The following is a 25,265-nucleotide window of genomic DNA, read 5'->3' as shown; positions in this document are numbered from 1 at the left end:
TATTCGGAAGTATAAAAATTTACTTTACAAAAATATTATGTATTCTTGACATTTAGATATAAATATATATACTCTAATATATGTGGATTTGTTTATTAAAATAGCATTGATAACTTATTAATTAAATATTTTAAGGAGTTTTATAGATGATAGCAGAAGAAGTATTAAAGCATAATCTTAAAGGTGAAAAATGGCTTTTTTCTCCGAATATTCCAAATAAAAAATTGAATGGAGCATGTTCTATGCATCAAGGTTTGGAGCCAAATAAAATTATAGCTTTATTCGATATAACTTTATTAGGTTCCGGCAAATCCGGATTTATTTTAACCGGTGCTAAATTATATTATAGAGCATTTGTAGACAGCAGTGTTAAATTTGATGTGGAATATTCTAATATTGCTAGTATAAAAATTGTAAAACCTAAAAAAGAAAAATGTATTGAAATAGTAACTAAAGATGACAATGTATTAACCACTTACTCGGAAGATTTGTATGATTTTGATTATGATAATTTTGTGTCTGTAATAGATAAATTAATATCTGAAGAAAATAGCATAGAATTTAGAGAAGAGGATCAAAGTATTCCTTTAGATTGTGAAAAAGATATAGTGAAAATTGATTTCATAAAAATTTTATCGAATCTTTCTATTAATGAATCAGGTATACTTGATGATAAATCATATGCCCAAATAATACAGCTTATAGCAAGATTGGATTTTAATGCTGAATCAAGATTTAATATGAGAAGCTATATGCTAAATGAAAGTGATAGAATAGATAATACTATTTTATTAAAAGAAATAGAAGATAATATGGCTAAAAACCGCTTGCATGAGGTTCATATTTCACTTATGAAAGAAGCTATAAATGTATTTAGGGCACAAAAAGAAATAAAACCATATGTTAAAGGTGCTTATAAAGAAGAAAAAAAGTTTACAGATTTGCAGTCTCTTTTAAATGTTTCAGATGATGAGATATCGTTGATAGAAGATAGTATTATTAATGATGAAAAAATCTTTATGGATAGAGATGTATCAGATGATAAAATAAAAGAATTATTTACAGATATGGCAGGAAAGGCTGCAGCTGTAGGAGTACCTTTGGCAGCTGTTTATCTTACTGGTACAGTTGGTTTCAGTGCTGCCGGACTTACAAGCGGACTTGCAGCTCTTGGAATGGGCGGAGTATTAGGTTTTTCTTCTATGGTAACAGGTATAGGGGTTGCTTTAGTAATCGGGGTTGTTTCTTACAAATTAGTTGGCAGAGGAATAAGAGCCATCACTGGCGATGAATCAGAAAAGTATAAACAGAGAGAAACTTTATTACAAAATGTTGTGAAAAAATCACAAAGAACTTTGAATTTACTTATAGAAGATATTAATTATACAACTTTAAAAGTTGTTTCTTTAGTAAAAAATAATGAAGTTGATAAAATGGAAATGGAGGAATTACAAAAGCAAATTCAAGTATTAGCTTCATCTCAGGCTATAATCATGGGACAGTCTCAATATTCTGAAAAGGAAAAAACTATTATACATTTACCAAAACATTTAGATGTTAATAGACTTGAATCCCTTACTAGAGATGCTACTCTTAAAGATATTAGAGAAATTATATTGGAGTTTTATGAGGAAGAAGTTATCGAAACTGAAGAAGGTCAAAAAACTGTTATGGTTTTGCATGATGAAAAATTTAGTTTAGAAGAATTAGAAGAGTTATTAAAATGTTTTGATGATATAGGATATAATGACTTTAAAGAAATAGCATCTAAAGCAATAACTCAGGGTGTAGAGAATGTTGGTAAAAATATCGTTAAAGGTTTCGGCAGCTTTATGGATAAATTTGGAAAATAATATTTAGGTTAATTTTTATGGATAAAAAAGTATTAAGCGATGCTGAAAAGGCGATGTTAGTTCAGAAACATCAGGCTGATAAGGCTAAAGATAGTTTAGTAAATAATAATATGCTTTTAGATAAGTTGGAGGAAGAGTCTAAAGAAAAGCATAGAAAAATACTAGAAATGAAGAAAGAAACTGAAAAGTTAATGAATAATGCTGGTATAGATAAAAGTGCTTTAGAAAATGTTGTTATAGACAGCAAAAAGTCAGACAGACTTAGAAGAATGAGAGAAGCCAGAGCAAATATAAAAACTGAACAAATTATACAAGAGCATAATATTAATTTAGTTGAATTGATAAATGATGTTGATGATTGGGATACTTATATTCAAAAAGCAGAAGAATATGCAAATAAATACGATATTGATTTAGAATCTGATCCGTATAAGCAATTATTAACACCTGAAGAATATAAAAGTATAATTGATGAGTATCATTTGAAGTTTGGAAAAGTGGAATGGTGTGCGGCTGATTATGCTGTTGTAGGTCTTTCTGTGCTTACAGCAGTATTAACTGATTATTTTTTGGTAGCTGTTCCGCCTGTTAATACTGTTAATGGTATAAAGAATCAAATATATCAGGGTGTTGAACAAAAAGGAAGTCCTATAACTAAATTTTTATTGGAACAAAAAAATAAAGTAATGAGTGCCAAAAAAGGCGATAATAATATTCTTAGAATGTTAAAAATATATCAGGGTAAATTAGAACAATTTGCTAAAGTGCCTTTTGATCCATCTACTCATAGTGATGTTGCAGGATTAAATCCAAGAACCCATAGACTTCAATCTCTTGGTCATGATCCAATATTTGGAATAATATTTGGTGTAAGAGATATAATGACAGGACAATTTACTGCTATAGGCAGAGATTCTAAAGTTAATGTTATAGATATGACAGATAAATATTCTCCTGAAAAAAATCCTTTTATGGCTTTGGTAAAATGGTTTTGCCATATACTATCTGACATACCGACTACAAAAGGAATACCTGTTCCAGGGCTTACTTTTTTGCAGTGTATAAATGCTGATAGTCCTTTTTCTGTAGGTACTAGCGGAGTAAAATTATCTTTTAATGATTTAGCAAGATGGATGTATGTTAATGGATATACATTAGATCATTTTATTACTATGTCTATTGTACCTATGATAATAGAGCTTTTTATAGGAACATATTACACAGTAGCTAATTTTGAATTGCTTCATAAAATGGAAGATTATAAAAGAAAGGAAGATGTTAAACTGCAGTCTATGTTAGCTTTGGCTCATACTCTTACTATGGGGGGAAATATAGCTAAAATGGCTTTTATGGCTTGGAATCCTACGGCATTTAATCTTGCTGAATGTTTACAAATGGTTAAAACTTGGATGAAGCTTTATCAGGCAGAAAAAGCAAGAGATTTAAAAATTAATAAAAGCCTTTATTTGGGATGGGAAGAATTAAATGCTTCTTTTTTATAAATTGTATAAGATAAGACAGATATTAGCCTTGTTTGATACTCATAGTTTTTTAATTTAGTATTTTTTTATTAGTTTGGACTTCACAGTCGCAACATATTTTGAGTGCCTCCGAAATCTACTATTATTTTGTTATGCTTTCAATCTTACTCCTGTGTACAGGTGAAGTACACATTGCGGCAGTTGTTGGTTATAAAGGACTGAATATTTATAATTTTAAAGCTAAATAATTTTTATAATTAACCTTGTCAAGTAGATTTGAAATAAGTATATTATTAAAATATAATCTGTATTTTTATATTTATCCTATTAACAAATTGTGAAAAAAACATATAATATTAATATGCTTAATATAAATAATAAATATTTAAATCTCATAACAAATAAAAACAATACTCAAATCAAAGATGGAGATGTAGTAAGATACTCTATAATGAGAAAATTAGATAATGATAAAGCATTAATAAATATTATGGGCAATAAATTAGTAGCATTATTCAAAAACGGTATGACAGATAAAGGATTTGCTCTGGTTAGTAAAAAAAATGGAGAAGTAACTTTAACAATACTTAAAAATGCTGAAAGTTTGAAAGAAGCAAGAGAAAGCAGAATAAACAAGAACAATTCAAATGTTTTACTTAACATAACAGAGAATAATTCTGAAATTTCATCTATGCTCTCTCAGAAAGGTATAAAGCCTAGTTATGAAAATATAAGATATTTTGAAACTGTACTTAAATACCTTCCGGATTTAGATAGCGATAAGAAAAAGTTTATATTAAATGCAATGTCTAACGGAGTATATTTAACGGTAGAAGAAATAAACTCTTTAGGAAATATTTTTAAGCAGTTTAATGATATAATCCGCTCTATAAAAAACTCTAACAAAAATACTGAAATAACCGAAATATTACTAATGCTTGCTAATAGTGTTATTCAGGGGGATAATAATGACCCTAATCATTCTATTGCAGAAAATTTAAATAACTATATAAATACAAATGCGGGTTTTAATATATGGTTTATGCTCTTTGATATGCTTCAGGGCGAATTGTCTTCAGATAATTTTAATATGATGATGCTTATGCTGAAAGTTTTATCTGCAAATAGAAAAAACAGAAATTTTCAGGAAAATGCATTTATGATTCCTATACCATTTATTATAGACCAAGAAATTAAAGATGTATTATTATATATTAGCAAAGATGAAAATAATAAAAATAGATTAACATTTGTTATTTATGATGATAATAAAGAACTATGTAAAATAGATATAATTAAAGATGAGTATGATAATAAATATTTGATTACGGTGAAATTATTTGATAAGAAGTTATTTAATAAATTAAATAGTGTGAAAGAGAATATAGATAAAGAGTTAAGTATTTTTGACAATATAAAAATAAATTATGAAGGCTAAGTAAATGAATAAAAATAATAAGGATATAAAAAATGCTGCTGCTTTATTATACAATAAAGAAGTGCATAATGCTCCTATACTCATATCGAAAGGCAGCAATTACTTAGCAAAAAGAATGGTTGATATTGCAAGAAAGCATAAAGTACCTGTGGTTTCCAATGAGGATACGGCTAAGCATTTGATGCAGTTAGAAATTGGGGAGGAGATACCATATTCGCTTTATGAAGCTGTGAGTATAATATTAAAATATATATATAAATTAAAGGCAGAATAAATAATGGCAAAATTAACTAAAATAAATACTCAGGATATAAAAGCAAAAGCTGAAAAGAAAGATATATATTTGTATAATGATTTTCTTGCATCTACAGGGTATATAGATTTCAAAGAAGATGATATGCAAAGGCTTAAGAAATGGGATATTAATGAAGTATTTGTAGAAGATAATACTTCATTAGATATGGAAGTATCTGCAGATTTCGATAAATTTTTAAGGGAATATAAAGTATTTAAAAAAATATATTTCAATGTCATCAAAAAAGTTAGAAATAATTTAGGCGGATACAAAAATAATAATTTAGTTAATATTAATGAACTAAATGAAATTTTAGACGAAGTATTGGATATAGTTAATAGGAATTTGAGCAGTGTACTTCAGCTTTTTAATTTAACAAATTTTCCTAAACCTGATGAGTATTATGTGAGATCATTAAATGTTTCTTTAATATCAATGATTATTGGCCGTGCTATGAAGTTTTCCGAAAATAGAGTAAAAAAATTAGGAATAGGTGCTATACTTTATGATATAGGACTTGTAAAAGTTCCTGATAAGATTTTGAGTAAAATAGGTAAATTTACTTCAGAAGAATATGCCGAGGTAAAAAAACATACTGTCTACGGATATAAAATTCTTAAATCTAGTTTCCGATTTGAAGAAGATTTGGCTATGATATCACTTATGCATCATGAGTTTTATAATGGTAAAGGATATCCTAGAGGGCTTGCCGGAAATCAGATAAATTTATATTCAAAAATAGTTGCTATAGCTCATGCAGTTGAAAAAATGCTTAAACCTATGAGAATAGCATCTTCTGCTTCTAAATCAAAAGATAATAAATCTACATTTAGCTTAATGCTTGAAAAGAGCAATGAAAATAAAAAGAAATATGTAACTTTATACGATGCAGTCAAAGAGATTATACACGGTGCTAATACAAAGTATGATCCTAATATATCAAAAACTTTTGTAAGTATATTCACAGTGTATCCTATAGGTTCTATAGTTTTATTGAATGATAAAAGAAAAGGATTTGTTTTTGCTGCTAATCCGAATTTCCCTATCAGACCTATAATTAAAATAGTGTCAAATGAAAACGGTGAGTTTATAGAAGACGGAGAAACTATCAATTTATTAGAAACTAATCAACTGTTTATAGCTGGTGTTGACAAAGATAATAATTTTTTAGAGGAGGTAAGAACTAAAATATTAGATGCTGAAGAAAAAAAGTAATATTAAAAAATGGCTAACAAAAAAGATATAGGCAATCTAGGAGAGGATATTGCCTTAAAATATCTCGAAGAACTTGGTTTTTCTCTATTAGAACGAAACTTTAGAGGAAAAAAGACAAGAGGCGAGATAGATTTAGTAATGACAAAAGGAGTTGTTATTGTGTTTATAGAAGTAAAATATCGAAGACAAGGAAGTTTTGGATATGCAGCTTACTCAATATCTGAACGTAAGAAAAGAAAATTATATGAAACAGCTGAAGAATACTTAATCGAAAAAGGATTAAGTTTTAATCAAAAATGTTCCTTTGGGGCAGTTTTAATAGACGATACCCATTATAATCGTGAAATATCATTTATAGAAGATATATTTATTTAGGGGTATCGACATGAAAACAGCAGTAAAAATTAACCCTGAAAAAATAGATCTCTATAAGAAAAAATTAAAAGATGAGAAGTATATAGATAAGGCTATAGAAAGCATGGCTGGACACTTGATAAGTTATGTAATAGATTAATAATATAATTAAAGGCAGCGATATATTTGTATGAATATAATAGAACGAGGAAAGACTACTCTTTTACTTGAGAGTGAGAATCTGAGAGATTTATCTGATAAACTTGACAGTAGTTTTGAAAATGCGGTAAAAGAGTTATTTAATATTAAAGGCAGAGTAATAACTTCCGGAGTGGGAAAGAGCGGTCATATAGCTAGAAAGGCGGCTGCTACTTTTGCTTCTACGGGTACTCCGAGTTTTTTTGTTGATCCTAATGAATGTATGCATGGCGATTTTGGTATGATTACTAAAGAGGATTACTGCCTGCTGTATTCTAAAGGCGGTGAATCCCGCGAGATTATAGAGCTTGTAAATTGGCTTTGCCGTCAGAATATACCATACATTGCTATTACAAATGATATTAATTCTACACTTTCTAAGAATGCCAAAATTACATTGCTTACGCATGTTAAAGAAGAAGCTTGCCCTCTTAAATTAGCTCCTACTGTAAGCACTACGGCTTCTTTAGCTTTATCTGATGCTTTGGCTACTGCTTTAATGGAGCTTAGAGGATTCAGAGCAGAAGATTTCGCAATATTCCATCCGGGAGGAAGTTTGGGAAGACAGCTTGCTAAAGTTAAATCTATTATGCATACTGAAAATTTACCTATAATTAATACAAATACTTCATTGCAGGATGCTTTATTTAAAATTATAGAATGCAAATTAGGTATAGCTATCGTTGTTGATAATAATAATATTTTAAAAGGAATAATCGTAGACGGAGATTTGAAAAGGCTTCTTGTTAAAGACAATGATATGAAAAATATACTTTCAAAAGAAGTTAAATATATTATGAATACTTCTCCTAAAGTCATTTATGAGGATACTCTTATCGGAGAGGCTTTGCATATCATGGAAGGAAAGATCACTAATTTAGTAGTGGTAAACAACAACAATAATCCTATTGGTATAGTGCATATACATGATATTTTGAAGATAAAGGCATTTTAAAAATACTTAAAACAAAACGCATGGTAAATAATATTCTAAATATAAATCTATTAATAATATAATTCAAATTTCATCAAATAATAATTTAAATCATGCGTTAAGTAGATTGAAAATCTAATCAGCACTTGGGCGGGTGCTAATAAATTATAATCAAGCTATAAAGATAATTAATATTAAAATCCAAAGTAAATCAGTAAATTTTAAAGGGTGGGGTATGAAAATAGGTTTTAAAATTTATTTACACTTCCCACCCTTTAGGTTTTCAATTATTTCTGTTATTCTTGAAAAACAAAAATAAGGTAAGCATTCATAATGCGTACTTAAAACTGTGATAATAATAAATAGTTTATGTTTTTTTTATTACTGCAAGATATTTTTATATATCTATATATTTGTTTAAACCATATAAAAAATAATTAACTATACAAATACATTGATTTTATCTTTAGTTCTTATATACTTATAAAATATAAAAATGTTAGGATATTTTTAATGTCGTATGTTTATTTTGGCAGTAAATGGGGAGATAAATGGATTTTAGATGAAATATTCTTTAAATATAATATATCATTTGTAGGATTTAAAGATGATGATGCAGATTATAAAAATGCTTTAGAGAAAATTAAAAATACATACATAAAAAAAGGCACAAAAATAGTTATTGCTGAAGGTATAAAAGTAAAAGCTGTAGGTATAGCTCTTTCAGATTCTATCACATTAGATAAATTAATAAAAGAATATGACAATAAAGATAAAGAACAAATTAAAAATTATCTCTCTTATATTGATGATACTATTTTATGTGTTAAAGCTAAATTGTACAAATTAAGTTTGGAAGATGAATTTAATTTTGGTTCTCAGGCAAGAAGGTTTTGCAATATTAAAGACAGCGTCACTAAAGATAATATAGATAAATTATTAAAAAAATATTCAGGAAACATGCATATGGAAAACTTAAAAGAAAACTGCATCAAACTTCTTAAAGAAAATTATAATATTGTATTTACAGGGGCCCCTGGTACAGGAAAAACCTATTTGGCTAAAGAAATAGCAAGAGAAGTAATGAAAGATAATACCGCTATAAAAGATTATAAAAAGTTCATAATAGATTATTATAAAAGCAATAAAGGGCGTTTAGAAAAGTTAAAAAAAGAGGGAGAAGAGTTAAGAGAGAAATTTGTAAAAAGATTTCCAATAGAGAGTTTAAAAAATATTAGCATAGATGATTATGCTGTAGGAAGAGGAGATAATAATTCATTTTGCTATTGGATTGAATTCGGACTTAAAAGAAAATTATTAGGAGGATTTTTTGCTGGAGGAGCTAAAACATATCTGCTATATTATGATAAAAATACTGGAAACCTAATGAATGAAACAAATAATAAAACTAATGATGAGCTTATAAAAGAAATAGGCAAAGAATTATATAATATGGCTACAATAGAAGATTATGATTTTAAAAATTCAGTATTAGACTTTAATAAAAGAAATGATTATTTGGCAATAAAAATATATAATTCATATCACCCTTATACATATTTTCCTATGCTGTCAAGAGAGTATATGCTTGATATATGCGATATATTTAACATAGAAAAAGATAATAATAGATATAAATTAAATAAAAATATAAAAAAATTTTTTGATGATAATCTAAAAGATATAGATTCGTATATAGTAAGAATGATATTATTAGAAAATTTTGATTTAATAAGCGGAAAAAAAGAATATTTAAATATAAATAATGATGATTACGGATTTGTGCAGTTTCACCCTTCTTATGATTACACAGATTTTGTTGAAGGATTAAGACCTATTAAAGACAGTAACGGCAATATGGTATTTGAAAGAAAGGATGGAGTTTTTAAAGAGTTCTGCAAAAATGCTTTGCAAAACAGAAGCAGTAAATTCGTATTTATAATAGATGAGATTAACAGAGGAGAGATTTCAAAAATTTTCGGTGAATTATTTTTTGCTATTGATACTGGATATAGAGGAGAAATTGGAAGAGTAAAAACACAATATAATAATTTGATTAGTAATGATGAAACAGACGATGAATTTGAAGACGGTTTCTTTGTGCCAGAGAATGTTTATATAATAGGCACTATGAATGATATTGACAGAAGCGTTGAGAGTATGGACTTTGCTATGCGTAGGAGATTTGCTTGGAAGGAAATTAAAGCTTCAGATACACAATATATGCTTGATAATGTTTTAGATAATGAAATACTAGATGAAGCTAAAGATAGAATGAACAAGTTAAACGAGGCGATAGAGAAAATCGAAGGCTTTAATTCTTCATATCATATAGGAGCTTCTTATTTCTTGAAATTAAAAAATTATTATCAAAATAATAATAAAGACGATGCTTTTGATATGTTATGGGAGAATCATTTGAAAGGGCTTTTATATGAGTATTTAAGAGGAATGCCTGATGCTGAAAATAAACTTGATGAATTAAAAAATGCTTATTTCTTAGATGATGATAATTAATTATTATATATTTAATTTTATAAGTTTATAATAAAAATAATAATATGACTAACACAAATAATAAAATTATTAAATTAAAAGATAATACTAAACATGAAAAATTAACAAGTATACAAGAAAATATTTCTGAAGAAGATATAATTTCAATTAAAGAAATATCAGGCAAAACTCTTTCTAGTGTAAAAGATAATATTATAATATTTCCTAACTCCATAAAAGAAAGTAAAGACTTGGAAGAAGAAAGCAGAATATTTGGTATTATTAATGACAGTATATATACTAATAATATAATGGGATTTATTAGCTATAAAAATATTCAAATAAAAATATCTTCAAGATTTTCAAATGATGATAATGATTATTTTCTGCACTACATGCTTATGAAAGTGCTTAATCTTAATATCATTAATTTGGAGCATAGTAAGGATTATGACGATTCATTTGATTTTTTGATTTATATGTTTATTAGTTTTTTTAAGAAAGCATTAAGACAGGGGCTTTTCAAACAGTATAAATTAATAAAACATAATGATTCTAATATAAAAGGAACTATTGATATTAACAGATACATAAAAAATAATATTCCTTTCAATGGTAAAATTTCGTACAATACCAGAGAATACAGCTATGATAATAATATAACACAATTAATAAGGCACACCATAGAATATATAAATACAAAGAACGGATATATTCTAAATTATGACAATGAAATAAAAAATTATATTCAGCAGATATTTTATTCTACTCCTAGTTATGAGAAAAATAAAAGAGAGAGCATTATAAATAAAAACTTAAAAAAATTATCTCACCCCTACTATTATGAATATGAGCCTTTAAGAAAAATATGCATTCAGATATTAAGGCATGAAAAATTAAGATATGGAAGTGATGATAACACTGTATACGGACTATTATTTGACGGGGCTTGGATTTTTGAAGAATATTTAAATACTTTTTTAAGCAAAATAAATTTTATCCATTCCGAAAATAGAACCTCAAAAAATGGTATAAACCTACTTAATAATGCTTGGAGAGTTTATCCAGACTTTTATAAATTATCTGATGAGAATAAAAATAATATAGTGCTTGATGCAAAATATAAAAGGCTTGATAATTATAATAATGAAAATATAGATAGAAACGATAAACATCAAATAGTATCATATGCTTATACACTTAATGCTAAAAAGGCTGGTTTTATTTATCCATTGGAAGAAACTAATTATACTGATAAAAATAAAATTACAAAAATAGGTGTTTTAAATAATATTTATAACAGTTATGCTGATTGTGCCATATATAAATATGCTTTTAAAATTCCTAATCAAAATTTCAATAATATAAAAGAATTTTCTGAAGCTATGAAAAATGTTGAAAATGAATTAAAAGAAGATTTAAAATAAATTTTGATTAACGCACGGTAAATGAATTTTAAATTTAATGAAGATTTATAATCACAATAAATCAATATTTTTAATTTTATTTAGCGTGCGTTATATATGTTGTGAAAAATTAAAAAAATCTTGGGTGGGGATCATAAATTACATAATATAATAAAAAAGAAAAATAGCACAAAAATGACAGTTCTTATGAATAGGCTAGAGGGCGGGCAAGTGTAATTAATTTTTTTATTAATAATAATATGTTGTCAGCTATTTTTAAGCGAGTTTATTGCTTTTTCATTGAAAAAAAAACAATTTTATTATAAAGTATAATAAATTAGTTTGTAATAAAAAAATAATAGGAGAATAAACAATATGGTAGTAGAGCCAAAAATATTAAATAATATATGTATAACAGCTCATCCGTTAGGCTGTGCTAAAGAGGTAGAAAATCAAATTAATTATGTGAAATCACAGCCTAAAGTGAAATCTAATGTAAAGAATGCACTTATATTAGGCGGCTCAGGCGGATACGGACTTGCAAGCAGAATAGCCATAGCTTATGGATTAGGTGCTAAAACAATGAGTGTATCATTTGAAAAAGAAGCTACAGCAAGAAGAACAGCTACACCTGGTTGGTATAATAATGAGGCTTTTGCTTCTTTTGCTAAAAAAGATGGAATAGAGGATAAAAATTTAATATTAGATGCATTTTTAAATGCTTCAAAAGAAGAAGTTATTAAAGAAGCTAAAACATTTTTCAATGGCGAAAAAATAGATTTAGTTATATACAGTTTGGCGGCTCCTGTGAGAATGGATGAATCAACAGGAACGCTTTACCGTTCATCTTTAAAACCTATAGGAAAAAAATATAATGGAATAGGTGTAGATTTTCTTACAGAGGAGTTATTAGAAGTATCTATTGATCCTGCCAATGAAGATGATATAAAATCTACTGTCAAAGTTATGGGCGGAGAAGATTGGAAATTATGGACAGATGCTTTGCTTAATGCTGATTTATTAGCTGAAAATGCTATTAATATAGCTTATTCTTATATAGGACCAGAAATGACAAAAGCTGTATATAGAGAAGGAACAATAGGAAAAGCTAAGGATCATTTAGAGGCAACAGCACATGAGCTAGATAAAGAGATGCAAGATAAAGTAAAAGGTCATGCTTATGTATCAGTAAATAAAGCAGTAGTAACTAGATCTTCAGCAGTTATCCCTACAGTTCCTCTTTACATAGGTATATTATTTAAAGTGATGAAAAATAAAGGTATTCATGAGGGCTGTATAGAGCAAATGTACAGGCTTTTAAATGAGAAACTTTTTAGTGTAGGAGAAATACCTGTTGACAGTGAAAATAGAATAAGATTAGATGATTGGGAATTAAGAGAGGATGTTCAAAAAGAAGTATTAGATTCTTGGAATAAATTAACAAAGGATAATTTGAAAGAAATAGCAGATCTAGCATTATTCAGAAAAGATTATATGAATATGCATGGCTTTGATGAGGAAGGTATTGACTATAGTCAAGATGTGCAGATATGATTTAATACTGTAAATTAATATTGATTGTTGGTGAGGTTTGAATATATTTTATATTTGAATCTCACTTTTTTATTTTAAATGAATTATTATTTTTTATTATTGCTAATAAAAATTGTTCGCTAAAAATGTATAGCAAATAAATTTGCTATACACTCACAATTTTTATATTTTGCTTTCTAGTATTTAAAAATTATTATTTTAACGAATTTGAAAATCAAAAAAATATATAGAAAGCGGTACAAGGCTTTATTTTTATTGCTACACAAATTACAAGCAGGAAAGAAACTATTTGAGAGATAGTTTTTCACACTTGTACCGCATTTCAAGCTTATTAAAATTAAAGAACAATTGCTGTTATTTTTCTTCTGAGTATACTGCTCTTTAGAAGATAGTATTATACCTCTATCAACTTTCATATTTTCTTTCCTTCAATGCTGCAAAAGTTTCTCAGGCTTTTGTTTTGATAGCATCATAAATTTGCGTAGCAATTACTAATATACACAAAAATATTTTAAAGTCAAGAATATATAAAAAATTATTCATATTTTTTATAACTAGAATATAATTCTGATATGCAAGAGTTACATATATCTTCATTAAGAAATGCTAATATATATTTTAAATGTGTAAAATTTTCTGTATAATAAACATTATCATATTTGTTAGCAAATTCTTTAATTCCAATATAATAGTTGAAGTTTGTATTTATTTTAGTATTATTCATATTCTTAAAATATGGAGAATCTACTAAATATGGAACATCAACTGATAACTCAAAATTAAAAGGTAATACCAAAAAACTGTGTTTTATAGCTTCAATTTTATTATCTCTAAAATCACATAATGGACGTAAAGATGCTAATTCTATATATTTATACTTATTTTCAGGCTCTTTTATTTCATCACATAAAAAAATATGAAATTTTTTATTATCTGCACATTCTATATAATTTTCTTTTAATAAAATATATCCCATTATAAAATCTCCTAATATTATAAAATTATTAAAATAATATAAAATATAATTTAAAAAGTCAAACAACTATATTTTTTTATATATATAAGCTTTTTTTATATAAGTATATATTAATGTATACCTAAATAAAAAAAGCTTTGTATAAAGCCTCTGTGCGTTAAATAAAGCTATTCTATTAAAGACTTGAAGATAATATTTGTATTATGTTATCGTAACAGTTTTCAAAAACTGATTTAACTTTTCATGTTATTTCTAAAATAAACTAAAATATATTAACTCTTATTCTTTTTTAAATTTAAAAGTCTTTAACATATCTTTAAATTTATAAACCACTTTGTTAAGTACTCATTTAATAAAATGGCTATATTAATCCACTTTATTAAGTGCTATATTTAACAAAATGGATATGTTAATCCATTTTGTTAAGTTAACCTATATTTATGCAGTTTTTACAAACTAATATTTTCTAATATTTTTTATATTAACTAAACAGTATTATAGTTTTTACTAATCATAAAATTATCTCGCAGGCTGTAATCTTCCTAGAGATTACAGCCTATCTTTTAAGCTCTATTAAAATCCTTTTCGATTTTTTCAAAACTGTTTAATATTTGATTCATTCTGCACGTTAAGTCTTTCCATTCTTCAAGCATATTTGTTTTAATGTCTTTTTTAATACAGTCTTTTTTCGTACTATATCCAAACTTAGCAAACGGATGATTTTCCATAGCCTCTTTTATCATTCCAGCCAAAACATAAATATATCTTGACACTGTTGTATTAATATTTTGATGACCGAGCATTTTTGATATAACATAAATGTCAGTTCCGTTTTCTGCCATGTCGGTTGCAAAGCCTCTTCTTAATGAATGACATGTAACTTTTGTATTTGTCTTTTTAGAAATGAAATGCATTATTGTGCTTATAGTATTTATATTCAAAGGCTCGCCGTTTGTTTTAATAAATAGCATATTATGTATTTTATTTCTTTGCTTTAATATAGATTTTCTTAATTTTAAATATTCAAATAGCTTAGATTTTATAGAATTAGAAAAAGAAATAATTCTTGGTTTATCCCCTTTTGTTTTATAAATAGTTATGGTATTATTAGAAAGGTTTATATTTTCGATGTCTATGCAGGCAAGCTCTTTACGGCGTATGCCTGTGTTAGACATCAGCAAAAGCATGAATATATTTCTCTCATCTGCAAAACTTTCTGATTTTTCTTTTATCTTTTTTGTAATGCTAATCGTTTCATCTGCTTTTATTAATAGCTGATTTTTTACAATTATCTTTGGAGTTTTAAGCTCATCAAAAATATCAAAAAAAGTTTCCGTGCTTATTTTCTTTAATTTCGCTAAATACTTAAAATAATTTTTGACAGCCATAACTCTGCAGTGAATAACATCGGCACTAAGATTTTTATTAACTTGATAAGCGATATAGTCTTCAATGCATTTTCTATCTACTTTATTATACATAACCGTAGTATTGTATAATTGTATATTTTTAGACAGTCTATTATCGTAATAAAAATATAAAAAATCATAGAAGTTTTTTATAGAACTTGAATAAGTCTGTAGAGTTGATTTTGATTTATAAAGTTTTATATATTCAAGATATTGAATGATTAAATTAGAATTATTGTTATCATATAATTTTAGATAGTCTAGCGTTTTCATAAAAACAGCTCCTTTTATTTTAATAAACCTGTCTATAAAAGACAGGCTTTTCAAATAAAAAGTTTTTAAACTGTTTTTAATTTTTCTGAGCAATAATATTATCGGCTTAAATAATTTTTCATTAAATATTATTTATATTTCATTTTATCCTTCCATCGATATTTCCTTATATTTTGTATATATGGTATAGGATAAAAAATATTTTTTTAATCTGATAAAAAAAATATTTTTACTAAATAAAAAAAGGATGGAGCATGAATATTTATAAAATATTAAAGGAATCACAGTTATTGCGAACGTCGTAATTGCCTTATACGAAATCTTCAAAGGATAAAAAATCCTTAAAAGTATCAGGCATATTAGGGTATGCCTGATACTAAAAATTATAATATTAAAATAAATAATATCAAGGAGTTGTATATGACTAATGAATTAGAAAAAAAAGAAGAGTTAAAAAAATCACCAAAAAAATTACACTGGGCTTTTACAGCTTCAGAAGAGTGTATTAATGAAATGAAAGACTATGCAAGAAAGTACAATATGTCTTTAGGCGAATATATAGAGGCTATTCATAAAAGATATTTAGAAAGCATACAAAAAAAATAATAAAAAAATACAAGGCTGAAACTTGGCAAAGTTACAGCCCTTAATCCAACATATTAGTAAGTCTAATATGCAAAAACTAAACCATATTTATTTTATATTAATAATTAATAATATCAATATAAAATATATTAATAAAAAATAGAGCAGAACTTTAAAAAAGCTCTGCCCATAAAACATTTTATTATAATTTAGGAGAAAAAAATGGTAGATGAATAGTAATATTGATTATTTATTATTTATCGCCTTCAAACTTTGACTGATAACTTTTAAATCCAGCAAGTCCAAGCAAACCACCCATCAAAAATGGAAGAGCTTCACCAAGCCTAACATCTTTAGAAAAAACCAAAAACGCTATACAAACAAGCATAACCGCCGAACCTAATAAGCTGATTAAACGCATACTAGAAAGATGGCCAGTCTTTGAGCATGAAATTAAATCCTTAAAGGTATTAAACATAAATAACCTCTGTAATAATTTTTTAATATAAAAAACTTAAAAATAAAAAATTGGGAGCATCTGCTTGATTTATCAAGCAGATACTTAAAGCGGACAATTTTTTATATATAATAAAAAGTAAATCTTTTAATGCATTCATAATGCGTCCTACGAAATTACAGCTATAAAAAACATCACACATCCGTAAGTTAATTTAATAAAATAATATATTGATGTCTTCTCTTTAATGAGAGCTTTTAATCTCTCTTTAAATGTTCCTTCTTTCGCCGAAGGCGGGCAGTCGCCTCATTCATAAACTTATTATAGTATTTTACTATTCTAATGAAAGTAAAAACTACCATAACACCTATTAAAAAAATTAATATTAATTTAAACATATTAACTCCTTAAAACTATTTATAAACTTTTAATTTTTCTGCTATTATCTTAAAACTATTAATAAATACCTCTTTTATTTTTTCTTTGTTATTTTCTAATTCTGATATTTTACTTTCTTTTACTTCAAATAAAGTACCTATATTCTTATTTTTATTATTGAACATATAAACAGTTTCAATAGGAAGATTTTCACCTTCTATAACTTCTGATATTTGCTTAGCCATACCGTAAACATTAACATCAAATAAATAACTAAAATATATGTACGGATGAAAATATTCATCTTCAATATGCCCTTCGCAGCACTGACTAGTTTTATATCCTTTTTTGTTTAACTCTAAAATTATATCTGCTATATTTTTATCAATGCGTATAAAATGTATTAATTCTCCGCATTTACAAATCATTTTATCTTTATAAAGAATATTGCACTTAGGACAAAAATTATAATGCTCTTTACTGTTTAAAATATTATGTTTAAATAATGTATCAAATTGTCTATTCATTATTATATCCTTTTAAATTGCTGGCTGTTTAGGACATTCAAAATATATAATATTTTCTTTATTTGCTGTTAATCCTATAATAGATATATAACCATAAAGTGGTTTTATACTTGCAGTTTGTATTGTATAGACTGAATATTCATAACCTTTGCCATTTTCAAAAAAATCTTCTATATTGCAATTTACATAAAAAGTAACAGATGTGTTTGGTGGGGTTATTGAGCCTTTTAAAATATATTTTCCATCTATTAAATGAATACCAAAATCCTCTGATAAATTATATCCAGCATAATTAATATATCCTATATCATAAGGACATATTACATTAGGATTATATATTTTATCTGAACTTATATTAATATTTGCCGATTGAGCTTTATCAAATATAAAACATATATATAAATAATTATTTTGATAAACTGAAAAATATTGTATTCCTGTTGTTTGATTAATTATTAAACCAACTAATTTTATAGCATCTATATTTAATGTCTTATTGACTCTTATAGCTGCTATTTCTGCTGAATTTATAATCTCAATAGTTCCAAGAAGATATAAATAACCATCACTTTTTTTTATTAATTTTATTTGGCTTAAATCTACAAAGCAATCACTATTAATTTCTAGCTCAGATTCTCCATTATTTAAGGTAATTGTAGTCTTTTCAAAAGAATATATTTCTTCTTCAGGATTATCAGGAGTTGGTTCTGCAGGTTCTGAATCAAAATCACCGCTATATGTATCGCTTAACGCTTCTATAGCATCCTGTACGGTTTCTATTACTTTTTCTTTTACTTCTACTTCTGCATTTTTATCAGGAGTCAAATCAAAAGTTATTATTTCATTTGTATCTATTTCTGAACCATCCTGATTAGATATTTTTAAGTAATAAGTATTTGGTATATTATTATATTTTATAAAGCCGAACTTCTTAGGCTTTCCAGAACTGGATGTGATACCGTCTGTATTGATTATCTCATTATCATTACTGATTATATTAAAATAATTTTCTAAAATTGGACTATAACAAATAGGAGGAATTAAACTAGTTTTATAAATATAATGACCTCTTAATTTAATTTTATTATTATATGTTTTTATTAATTGAAGTTTAAAAGGATTAATACTTCCTATAAATAAAAAAGATATATTACTATCTAATTTATTTAACTGCTTATTTTTAATATTTAAAATAATATTATAGTTTGTATTTGGTATTTCAGTTTGAAAATTAGACTTAACTATACTCAATACTAAATTACCTGCATTAACAGACAAATTAAATACAAATGGACAATCCATATCAGATATTATGCATTCATTTGAATCTAATTCATATATTATATTTTTGTTTATATCAAAGAATTGTCCCAATGTGCTGTATTTATAATATAAATCTTCATTTCCATTAATACTTTTAATTATTAAGAATACCATTTTATTTACAGGAAAATTATTAATTATAGATTTCATTCTATAATTATTTTCTTCTTTTTCTATAACTGCTGTGTATTCACTGCTGGTATTTTCATCAGTCAATACTAAGTTAATAGTGTTTATATTTGTTTTAAACTTTGGAAAATTATATTTTTTATATATTAATTTAGCTTCTTCATTATCAAAAATTATTTGTGAAGCTGTAAGAGTTTTTCCTGCTAATATACCATCTAAAATATCTTTTAATTCTTTAATATTAGATACAGGAACTTCATTAGACTTTCCGCCTTTTATCTTTTCTATATCTGCTATTATCTGATTATGATCTTCAGCAAATATAGTTTCGCCATCCTGCAGGGCTGGCACTTCTCTATAGTTTTCAGGTTTTTCTAAAGCCATAATAAAGCTCCTGCTTTTAGATTTTATTTATAAAAATAGTAATTACTAGAAACTTGCACATTATACCAAAGCTGCCATTCTTTTATTATTGTTATATTCGAAACCGCCTTATAGAGTGTATATAATAAATTATATACACGGCGGTTTCTCATTTTATTTATTATATCTATAATAATTATTTCCTGTCTGTATGTTATACCATAATTGCCATTCTCCTATCTTTATAATGCTTTCTTGGTATCTTCTCATTAAATCTTGTCTGTTTGTAACAGCTTTTATAATAAATATTTCTGGAGGCGTAGAAAGCGGTACTTTGACATATTTTATTTTTGTACTGCATGAAGTTAATATAAGAGCGGAAAAAACGAGCCCAGACAGTTTCATCAGGAACTGTCTGTAATTTTGGCGAGTTTTTGAAGCGTTTATTATAAAAAAAATACTTATAAAAATTATTAGATATATTATTAAATGTTTCATTTTCTTCCTTTGTTACTATACTCAAATCCTCCCTATACGGTGCTGATGATTTATCATCAGCAGGTCGGATTTTCGTTTTAAATAAATTATCTATCATAACGCTAGAATTACTAAAACTATTTTGAAACTTCTCATTTTCTTTAATAAATAATATTTCATTTTGAAGCGTTTGATTATTAAGCTCCAAGCCTTTAATATCTTCCTGATACTGTGCAATCTCTTTTTCTTTTTTATGTATTTCACTGTCTTTAAAAGCTATTAATACTATAAAAACAGCAACAAACAAAACTATTGCAAGAACTATAAATATTCTTTTATCTAGTTTAGATAAAAAGCCTGTTATTATTGGAATCACTGCTTACTCCTTTTCATTATTATTTTTTTTTATCATCATTAGTATTGTTATTTCTTAATATCTTCAAAAAGCCTCTTAAATCACTTCCAAAACTAACTGCATTAAGACCAAGGAAAATTATTACAACAGCAATAGCTTCTTCTTTAGCAACTGTTCTACCTCTCCAGATAAGATTAACACTAACCCAAACAACCCCTAAAATAAAAGTAACTATGCTTGTATAGATACTTACTTTTTTATTAGCATTATGCTTTTCTATAAAACTCATCTATCTAACTCCGTTGTATTTTAAATTGTCGTGAAATATGCCTAAAAGAAACTTCTGCAAATATTCAAGATTTTCTAAAACTATCTCACTGTCTTTGATAGTTGTTTCAGTAAAATTATTATTAATAAATACATCATAGCTTTTTAATCTGTCAGCAGAGGGAATATTTTTAAGATTTTTCATAAATGCTTTACGTTTATCATATTGTGCTTGATGATTATTATAAATTGATTTATAAATATCCTCTATTTTATCTAAAATAATCATATAATAAAAATTACATATATTTTCTAAACCTAGCTTATTTATACTCATAATGCTGCTTTTAGATAAAGCATCATTATATATATTAATAATTTCTATTCTTTTTGCTTTTATATATTCCCTAAGCTCTGCTTTATCTTTATCAAGTATATGATTATGTACTATATAGCTTATGATTTGACTTTGCACTTTTAATGTACTTTGACTTATGATACTGCTATACTCTTTATATACAGTAAGAGATGTAATTTTCTCATCATATTTAAACTTATTTTCTTCTTTTTCATTATCTCCATGATAATAAGCTAATATTTCACTGTTATTTTTAGATTCTAATACAGCTAGCTCTTTTGGAGATTCAAATGCATTAGATACAATCTTATTTTGATTTTCTATAGTTTTTTCTGCATTAACCTTATCATTTCCAAACTCTATAGTACCGTCTTTAATATTTGCTTTTAATTTAGCTTGCTTATTATGCAGAATAAGGTCCTTAACCCATTTTCCAATTATGAGTATAGTTATACAAATACCTATTATAGATAAAGCCATTAATGCATCAGACATTTTTATCCTCTAGTATTTTTAATATATTTTTATATCTTTTTTCTCTGTCTTCAAGTCCATTGTATCCGCCGTTAATAAGTTTAGTAACTCCTTTCACATCACCTTGACGGGCAAGTAAACCGCAGCCTTTCTCCTGCCAAAATAATAATGCAATCTCTATAGCATTATTAGGCTCTTTGGCAAGGTCTGGATTATTAACTAAGTCAGCATTTATTTTTTTACCATAGTTTTTATAATTATTTTTTCCAGTAAGCTGAATAATACCTCTGCCTCTATATTTATAGCCTTCGTCTTCTGTATTACCTAAACGACCGACATAAACAAAGTTGCCTATAGCTTCAGCTCCCTGAATACATAACTTTTTAGCATTTTCCAAACTTCCAACTCTTTTTTTGAAAACTTCAAAAAGCCTTTGCGGAGTGTATCTGAAGCTCTCTTCAAGTCTTTTATAATTATTGCTTTCATGAGTTGTTTGTGCCAAGAACATAGCAGCTTCTTTTATGTCTGTAATATTATGTTTTTGAAAAGCATTATTTAATGGTAAAAGCCATTTCTTATTTATACCGATTTTATTTAATGTATTTTCATTTAGCATAGATTAAGCCTCTTTATTTTTGTTTTGTAATTCATATACTTTTATATATTCAGTTTTTTGTTTCTCTTTTGCTATTTGGAGTGTTACTTCTCTTTGTTTTAATACTTTAATCTCTGTTTCTATATTCACTATAGCTTCACTGTATTGATATGATGTATTTTCATGCATTGATATGTTATATCCGTTATGAACTACTTTACCTTCATGCTCTTTTAATAATTCAAGAACATCATCTTTTAAAGCCTCAATATTTTCTTTATTTTTTTTCTCTTCATTTTTTAGTTTTATATATTTTTCTATTAATGAAGTTTCTTTTTTATTTAATTCTGTTATACTTTCTTTTGCCATGTTTTATCCTTATATCTATATTCATACACTTATATAAAAAAATATAAGGATAATTCATTGCATAAAGAAAAAATTATAAAATATATGGCATTATCTGTATCATTGAATCCTGAAGTTCTTTCTTTATATTATTTAATTTTTGGGATACATTACTTTGAGACATTTTTAATTTTTCTGCTATTTCTTTTTGTGTATATCCTTTTGCAAGCAGTTCTAGCATTTCTCTTTGATCTTTTTTAAGTAACGCTATTATTATTCTTTTACTGTCTCTATCTTCTACTTTTGAAAGTCCAAAAGTATATATAACTTTAGAAATATCTGTTTCAAATACATTAAATGTAGCATCAGAATAAATATCATTGTTATTTTTTTTATTTCTTATTGCTTTTTTCATATCATCACATAACTCTCTGCATTTATCTCTCTTATGACATAAATTGCAGGTATTAGTATTTTTTTTCATTTTTTATCTCCTAAATTATTTATATACTCTGCTATTTTTAAAGCATCATAAGTATTGCAAATATTTTTAATCTTTAATTTTTTCTTAGCCGAATCTATATCATTTTTCAGCTCAATATACTCAGTGTAATTATTGCTGTATGCTATATCTTCTATTGCCATATTATCTATTGTAATAACTCCTAAACTCGTAATCATAATCTACCCCTTATAATTGTCTTAATTTTATAATATTGTCAAATATATTAAGTTTAAGTATTTCACACTTACAATGCTTTATATAATAACTTCCATCTTCTCTTTTATATTCTATCTCTACTATATCAAATAACTTTAGAAAATCTAAAGTTTCATAATATTCAAATGTATAATACTCTTTTAATAGATATCTGCTTTTCATTATTTCATTAGATAAGCTCACTGCATCTTCTTTTCTTTTTAATAAAGTTTCAAACTCTTCATGTGCATTTATCCTATGTCTTTTTTTAGCTTCCTCTTCAAAATCAGTATTTTTATATGTTGACTTTAATAAATCATATTTAATGCTTAAGCTTGATAAATACTCATCACTTTCTACTGTTTTATCAACTCTTCCCATACAGTACTGTTTTATTTTATATTTAGCTTCATTACTGCGAAATCTTGTACTGATAAAATCTATTTTATTATTATCTATTTCTAATCTTCCTTGTTCTAAAAAAGAAAGTTCTCCTATTAAATCAAGTGTAGTCTTTTTATTATCATTATCAAGCAAAACAGCTATTTCTCTTGAACGTTCTTCTTCAATTTGCCAATTTTCTATATTATAATTTTCTTTTATGTATGCTATATTTTCATAATCTTCTAAAATCTCTCTAATGAGAGTTAAAGATTTATAAGGCGGTATATCTATTTCTGCATATATCTCATATAAATTATCATTAGTATCTGTTATAGAATGTATTTGTTTGTGTCCCCTAAAAATTAACTGTCCTTTTTCTTTATCTAAAGTCCATACTCTTTGTTCTCCGTTTCCATCTTGATAATCTTTGAACTCTGGAATAAATATCTCCAATTCTCCGCTTATTACAGTCGCAGAATGCGTGCCTTCGGCACCATTTCTTTCTATTATTTCATTTTCACTCTCTGGTGTTTCTATAAAATATATATGAGGCTTTAATTTATTATTATCAAGTTTATCATTTCTATTAACAATACTTTCTATAGCATTCCTTGAAGTGTCGCATATTTCAAAAACTACTTCAGGAATCAAATCAGGATTTAATATATCAGGAGTATAATATTTTATAGGCTTTAATTTTACTGTAATGCCATGTCCAGCTGCTAAAGTTCTGCAGGTATCAATAGTATCTTCTCCACTTTGCACATTCTCTGGGAAGTTCTTTAAATCTGGGTATTCTTTTTCACTAAAAACATTTTTAGGAAGCTCAGTAGAAAAAGAAGCTCTTATATCTGATGCTGTTATTGTTACAGTTTCTAAAAAAGAATATTCAGGCTTTTGAATAAAACCAGAGAATATAATATTAGAATCTTTTATTGTTGCTACGCTCCCATCCTCATTATAAGCTCCTTCCGATTTATTAAAATCGGAAGGCATTCGGCTGTCCGCTTGATAGTCAAATATTTGTCTTACCAAAAATCTATTGCCGTATAAATTAGAAAAATCATCAAAAAGTCCGTCATCATTTCTTAAAGTAACAGACATTTCATTTGTTTGAATAGTATCAAATGCAAGTGAATCGCCTTCGATATCTGCAGTATCTATTTCCTCAACTCTAGGCTCTATATACATATTATTTAATTCAGTAATTAAACTATTATTACTATCAAGCCATTCACGTGTAGAGAATAATCTTTTAATATTTATAAGAATATTCTTTTTGCTGTAAGGAGTTTCAAAGTTATTAAAATGCACAGCTATATAATTAATATTATCTTTTTTATATTGATAATAAGATTTATTCTGTTTATAAAGAGCTTCTAAAGAAAATACTTCTATATATCCTCTGTCATTGTCAACACTGATAGAGCCTATACTAAACAAATTATATAATTCATTTTCTTTAATATTAAATAATTTATTAAAATAAGAACTGCTGTATAATGAGTATATTTCATTAATACTTGCAGTCCATACACCTCCGAAAGGTGCAAATATTAATCTAGTATCAGGACTAGAAATATCAAGTTCTATAATATTAGCAAAACTCTTCATTACTATTGCTATGTTCGCCTACGCTATAATTACATCTATAATAAATTAT

At 26.3% G+C, this 25,265-nt stretch carries 25 protein-coding genes; 12 read left to right on the top strand and 13 right to left on the bottom strand.

Going from position 1 to position 25,265, the window contains the following annotated elements:
• The first annotated feature begins 146 nt into the window (after nt 1-146).
• The 11 genes from BFL38_RS11485 (at nt 147) to fabV (ending at nt 13,224) form a co-directional block, all read left to right on the top strand.
• Nucleotides 147-1,853 carry a hypothetical protein gene (locus tag BFL38_RS11485; protein ID WP_069727163.1) on the top strand — a complete coding sequence of 569 codons (1,707 nt, stop codon included), beginning with the start codon at nt 147-149 and terminating at the stop codon, nt 1,851-1,853.
• Between the two features lie 17 nt (nt 1,854-1,870).
• The gene (locus BFL38_RS11480) at nt 1,871-3,355 is read left to right on the top strand and encodes a hypothetical protein (RefSeq protein ID WP_069727162.1); all 1,485 of its coding nucleotides are present in this window, start codon (nt 1,871-1,873) and stop codon (nt 3,353-3,355) included.
• A 340-nt stretch (nt 3,356-3,695) separates the two neighbouring features.
• Nucleotides 3,696-4,772: a hypothetical protein gene (locus BFL38_RS11475; protein ID WP_069727161.1), complete on the top strand. Its 1,077-nt coding sequence runs from the start codon at nt 3,696-3,698 to the stop codon at nt 4,770-4,772.
• 4 nt (nt 4,773-4,776) lie between these two features.
• Entirely contained in the window at nt 4,777-5,046 is a 270-nt protein-coding gene (locus BFL38_RS11470) for an EscU/YscU/HrcU family type III secretion system export apparatus switch protein (RefSeq protein ID WP_069727160.1), read from the top strand.
• A gap of 3 nt (nt 5,047-5,049) precedes the next feature.
• Nucleotides 5,050-6,282, top strand: a complete 1,233-nt coding sequence (locus tag BFL38_RS11465; RefSeq protein ID WP_069727159.1) for an HD-GYP domain-containing protein — start codon at nt 5,050-5,052, stop codon at nt 6,280-6,282.
• Between the two features lie 9 nt (nt 6,283-6,291).
• On the top strand, nt 6,292-6,657 hold the full coding sequence (locus tag BFL38_RS11460; protein WP_069727158.1) for a YraN family protein: 366 nt from the start codon (nt 6,292-6,294) through the stop codon (nt 6,655-6,657).
• A gap of 10 nt (nt 6,658-6,667) precedes the next feature.
• The gene (locus BFL38_RS15575; protein WP_008721223.1) at nt 6,668-6,796 is read left to right on the top strand and encodes a hypothetical protein; all 129 of its coding nucleotides are present in this window, start codon (nt 6,668-6,670) and stop codon (nt 6,794-6,796) included.
• Nucleotides 6,797-6,826: 30 nt separating this feature from the next.
• A complete protein-coding gene (locus tag BFL38_RS11455; RefSeq protein ID WP_069727157.1) occupies nt 6,827-7,789 on the top strand; it encodes a KpsF/GutQ family sugar-phosphate isomerase in 963 nt (320 codons plus the stop codon).
• 492 nt (nt 7,790-8,281) lie between these two features.
• The gene (locus BFL38_RS11450; protein WP_256097259.1) at nt 8,282-10,285 is read left to right on the top strand and encodes an McrB family protein; all 2,004 of its coding nucleotides are present in this window, start codon (nt 8,282-8,284) and stop codon (nt 10,283-10,285) included.
• A gap of 44 nt (nt 10,286-10,329) precedes the next feature.
• The gene (locus tag BFL38_RS11445) at nt 10,330-11,691 is read left to right on the top strand and encodes an McrC family protein (protein WP_069727156.1); all 1,362 of its coding nucleotides are present in this window, start codon (nt 10,330-10,332) and stop codon (nt 11,689-11,691) included.
• Between the two features lie 354 nt (nt 11,692-12,045).
• On the top strand, nt 12,046-13,224 hold the full coding sequence (gene fabV / locus BFL38_RS11440; RefSeq protein WP_069727155.1) for an enoyl-ACP reductase FabV: 1,179 nt from the start codon (nt 12,046-12,048) through the stop codon (nt 13,222-13,224).
• A 535-nt stretch (nt 13,225-13,759) separates the two neighbouring features.
• Here fabV and BFL38_RS11435 read toward each other — a convergent pair.
• Nucleotides 13,760-14,200, bottom strand: a complete 441-nt coding sequence (locus tag BFL38_RS11435) for a hypothetical protein (protein WP_069727154.1) — start codon at nt 14,198-14,200, stop codon at nt 13,760-13,762.
• Between the two features lie 563 nt (nt 14,201-14,763).
• The gene (locus tag BFL38_RS11430; RefSeq protein ID WP_008728778.1) at nt 14,764-15,882 is read right to left on the bottom strand and encodes a tyrosine-type recombinase/integrase; all 1,119 of its coding nucleotides are present in this window, start codon (nt 15,880-15,882) and stop codon (nt 14,764-14,766) included.
• 420 nt (nt 15,883-16,302) lie between these two features.
• Between BFL38_RS11430 and BFL38_RS11425 the strand changes: the two genes are divergently transcribed.
• Nucleotides 16,303-16,488 (top strand): ligand-binding protein SH3, encoded by a 186-nt coding sequence (locus BFL38_RS11425; protein WP_069727471.1) that lies wholly within the window; start codon nt 16,303-16,305, stop codon nt 16,486-16,488.
• Nucleotides 16,489-16,720: 232 nt separating this feature from the next.
• Here BFL38_RS11425 and BFL38_RS11420 read toward each other — a convergent pair whose 3' ends face one another.
• The 11 genes from BFL38_RS11420 to BFL38_RS11365 all read right to left on the bottom strand — a co-directional run bounded on the left by BFL38_RS11420 (nt 16,721) and on the right by BFL38_RS11365 (nt 25,216).
• Nucleotides 16,721-16,888, bottom strand: coding sequence for a hypothetical protein (locus tag BFL38_RS11420; protein WP_240516416.1), 168 nt, complete (start codon nt 16,886-16,888; stop codon nt 16,721-16,723).
• A gap of 449 nt (nt 16,889-17,337) precedes the next feature.
• Nucleotides 17,338-17,829, bottom strand: coding sequence for a hypothetical protein (locus tag BFL38_RS11410; RefSeq protein ID WP_069727152.1), 492 nt, complete (start codon nt 17,827-17,829; stop codon nt 17,338-17,340).
• Between the two features lie 12 nt (nt 17,830-17,841).
• On the bottom strand, nt 17,842-19,665 hold the full coding sequence (locus tag BFL38_RS11405; RefSeq protein WP_176720574.1) for a peptidase: 1,824 nt from the start codon (nt 19,663-19,665) through the stop codon (nt 17,842-17,844).
• Between the two features lie 193 nt (nt 19,666-19,858).
• Nucleotides 19,859-20,497, bottom strand: a complete 639-nt coding sequence (locus BFL38_RS11400) for a hypothetical protein (protein ID WP_176720573.1) — start codon at nt 20,495-20,497, stop codon at nt 19,859-19,861.
• 19 nt (nt 20,498-20,516) lie between these two features.
• Entirely contained in the window at nt 20,517-20,765 is a 249-nt protein-coding gene (locus tag BFL38_RS11395) for an endonuclease (RefSeq protein ID WP_069727151.1), read from the bottom strand.
• Nucleotides 20,766-21,596, bottom strand: a complete 831-nt coding sequence (locus tag BFL38_RS11390) for a hypothetical protein (protein WP_069727150.1) — start codon at nt 21,594-21,596, stop codon at nt 20,766-20,768.
• A complete protein-coding gene (locus BFL38_RS11385) occupies nt 21,589-22,191 on the bottom strand; it encodes a glycoside hydrolase family 19 protein (RefSeq protein WP_069727149.1) in 603 nt (200 codons plus the stop codon). Before BFL38_RS11385 ends, BFL38_RS11390 begins: the two co-directional genes overlap by 8 nt.
• Before the next feature lie 3 nt (nt 22,192-22,194).
• Nucleotides 22,195-22,539, bottom strand: coding sequence for a hypothetical protein (locus BFL38_RS11380; RefSeq protein ID WP_069727148.1), 345 nt, complete (start codon nt 22,537-22,539; stop codon nt 22,195-22,197).
• A 73-nt stretch (nt 22,540-22,612) separates the two neighbouring features.
• Nucleotides 22,613-23,002 (bottom strand): sigma factor-like helix-turn-helix DNA-binding protein, encoded by a 390-nt coding sequence (locus tag BFL38_RS11375; RefSeq protein WP_069727147.1) that lies wholly within the window; start codon nt 23,000-23,002, stop codon nt 22,613-22,615.
• A complete protein-coding gene (locus tag BFL38_RS11370) occupies nt 22,999-23,199 on the bottom strand; it encodes a hypothetical protein (RefSeq protein WP_069727146.1) in 201 nt (66 codons plus the stop codon). Before BFL38_RS11370 ends, BFL38_RS11375 begins: the two co-directional genes overlap by 4 nt.
• A gap of 10 nt (nt 23,200-23,209) precedes the next feature.
• Complete coding sequence (locus BFL38_RS11365; protein WP_069727145.1) at nt 23,210-25,216, bottom strand: hypothetical protein; 2,007 nt, start codon at nt 25,214-25,216, stop codon at nt 23,210-23,212.
• Nucleotides 25,217-25,265 lie beyond the last annotated feature (49 nt).

The sequence above is a fragment of the Brachyspira hampsonii genome, assembly GCF_001746205.1.
GTDB lineage: Bacteria > Spirochaetota > Brachyspiria > Brachyspirales > Brachyspiraceae > Brachyspira > Brachyspira hampsonii_B.
This window is presented reverse-complemented; position numbering and strand designations above follow the sequence as displayed.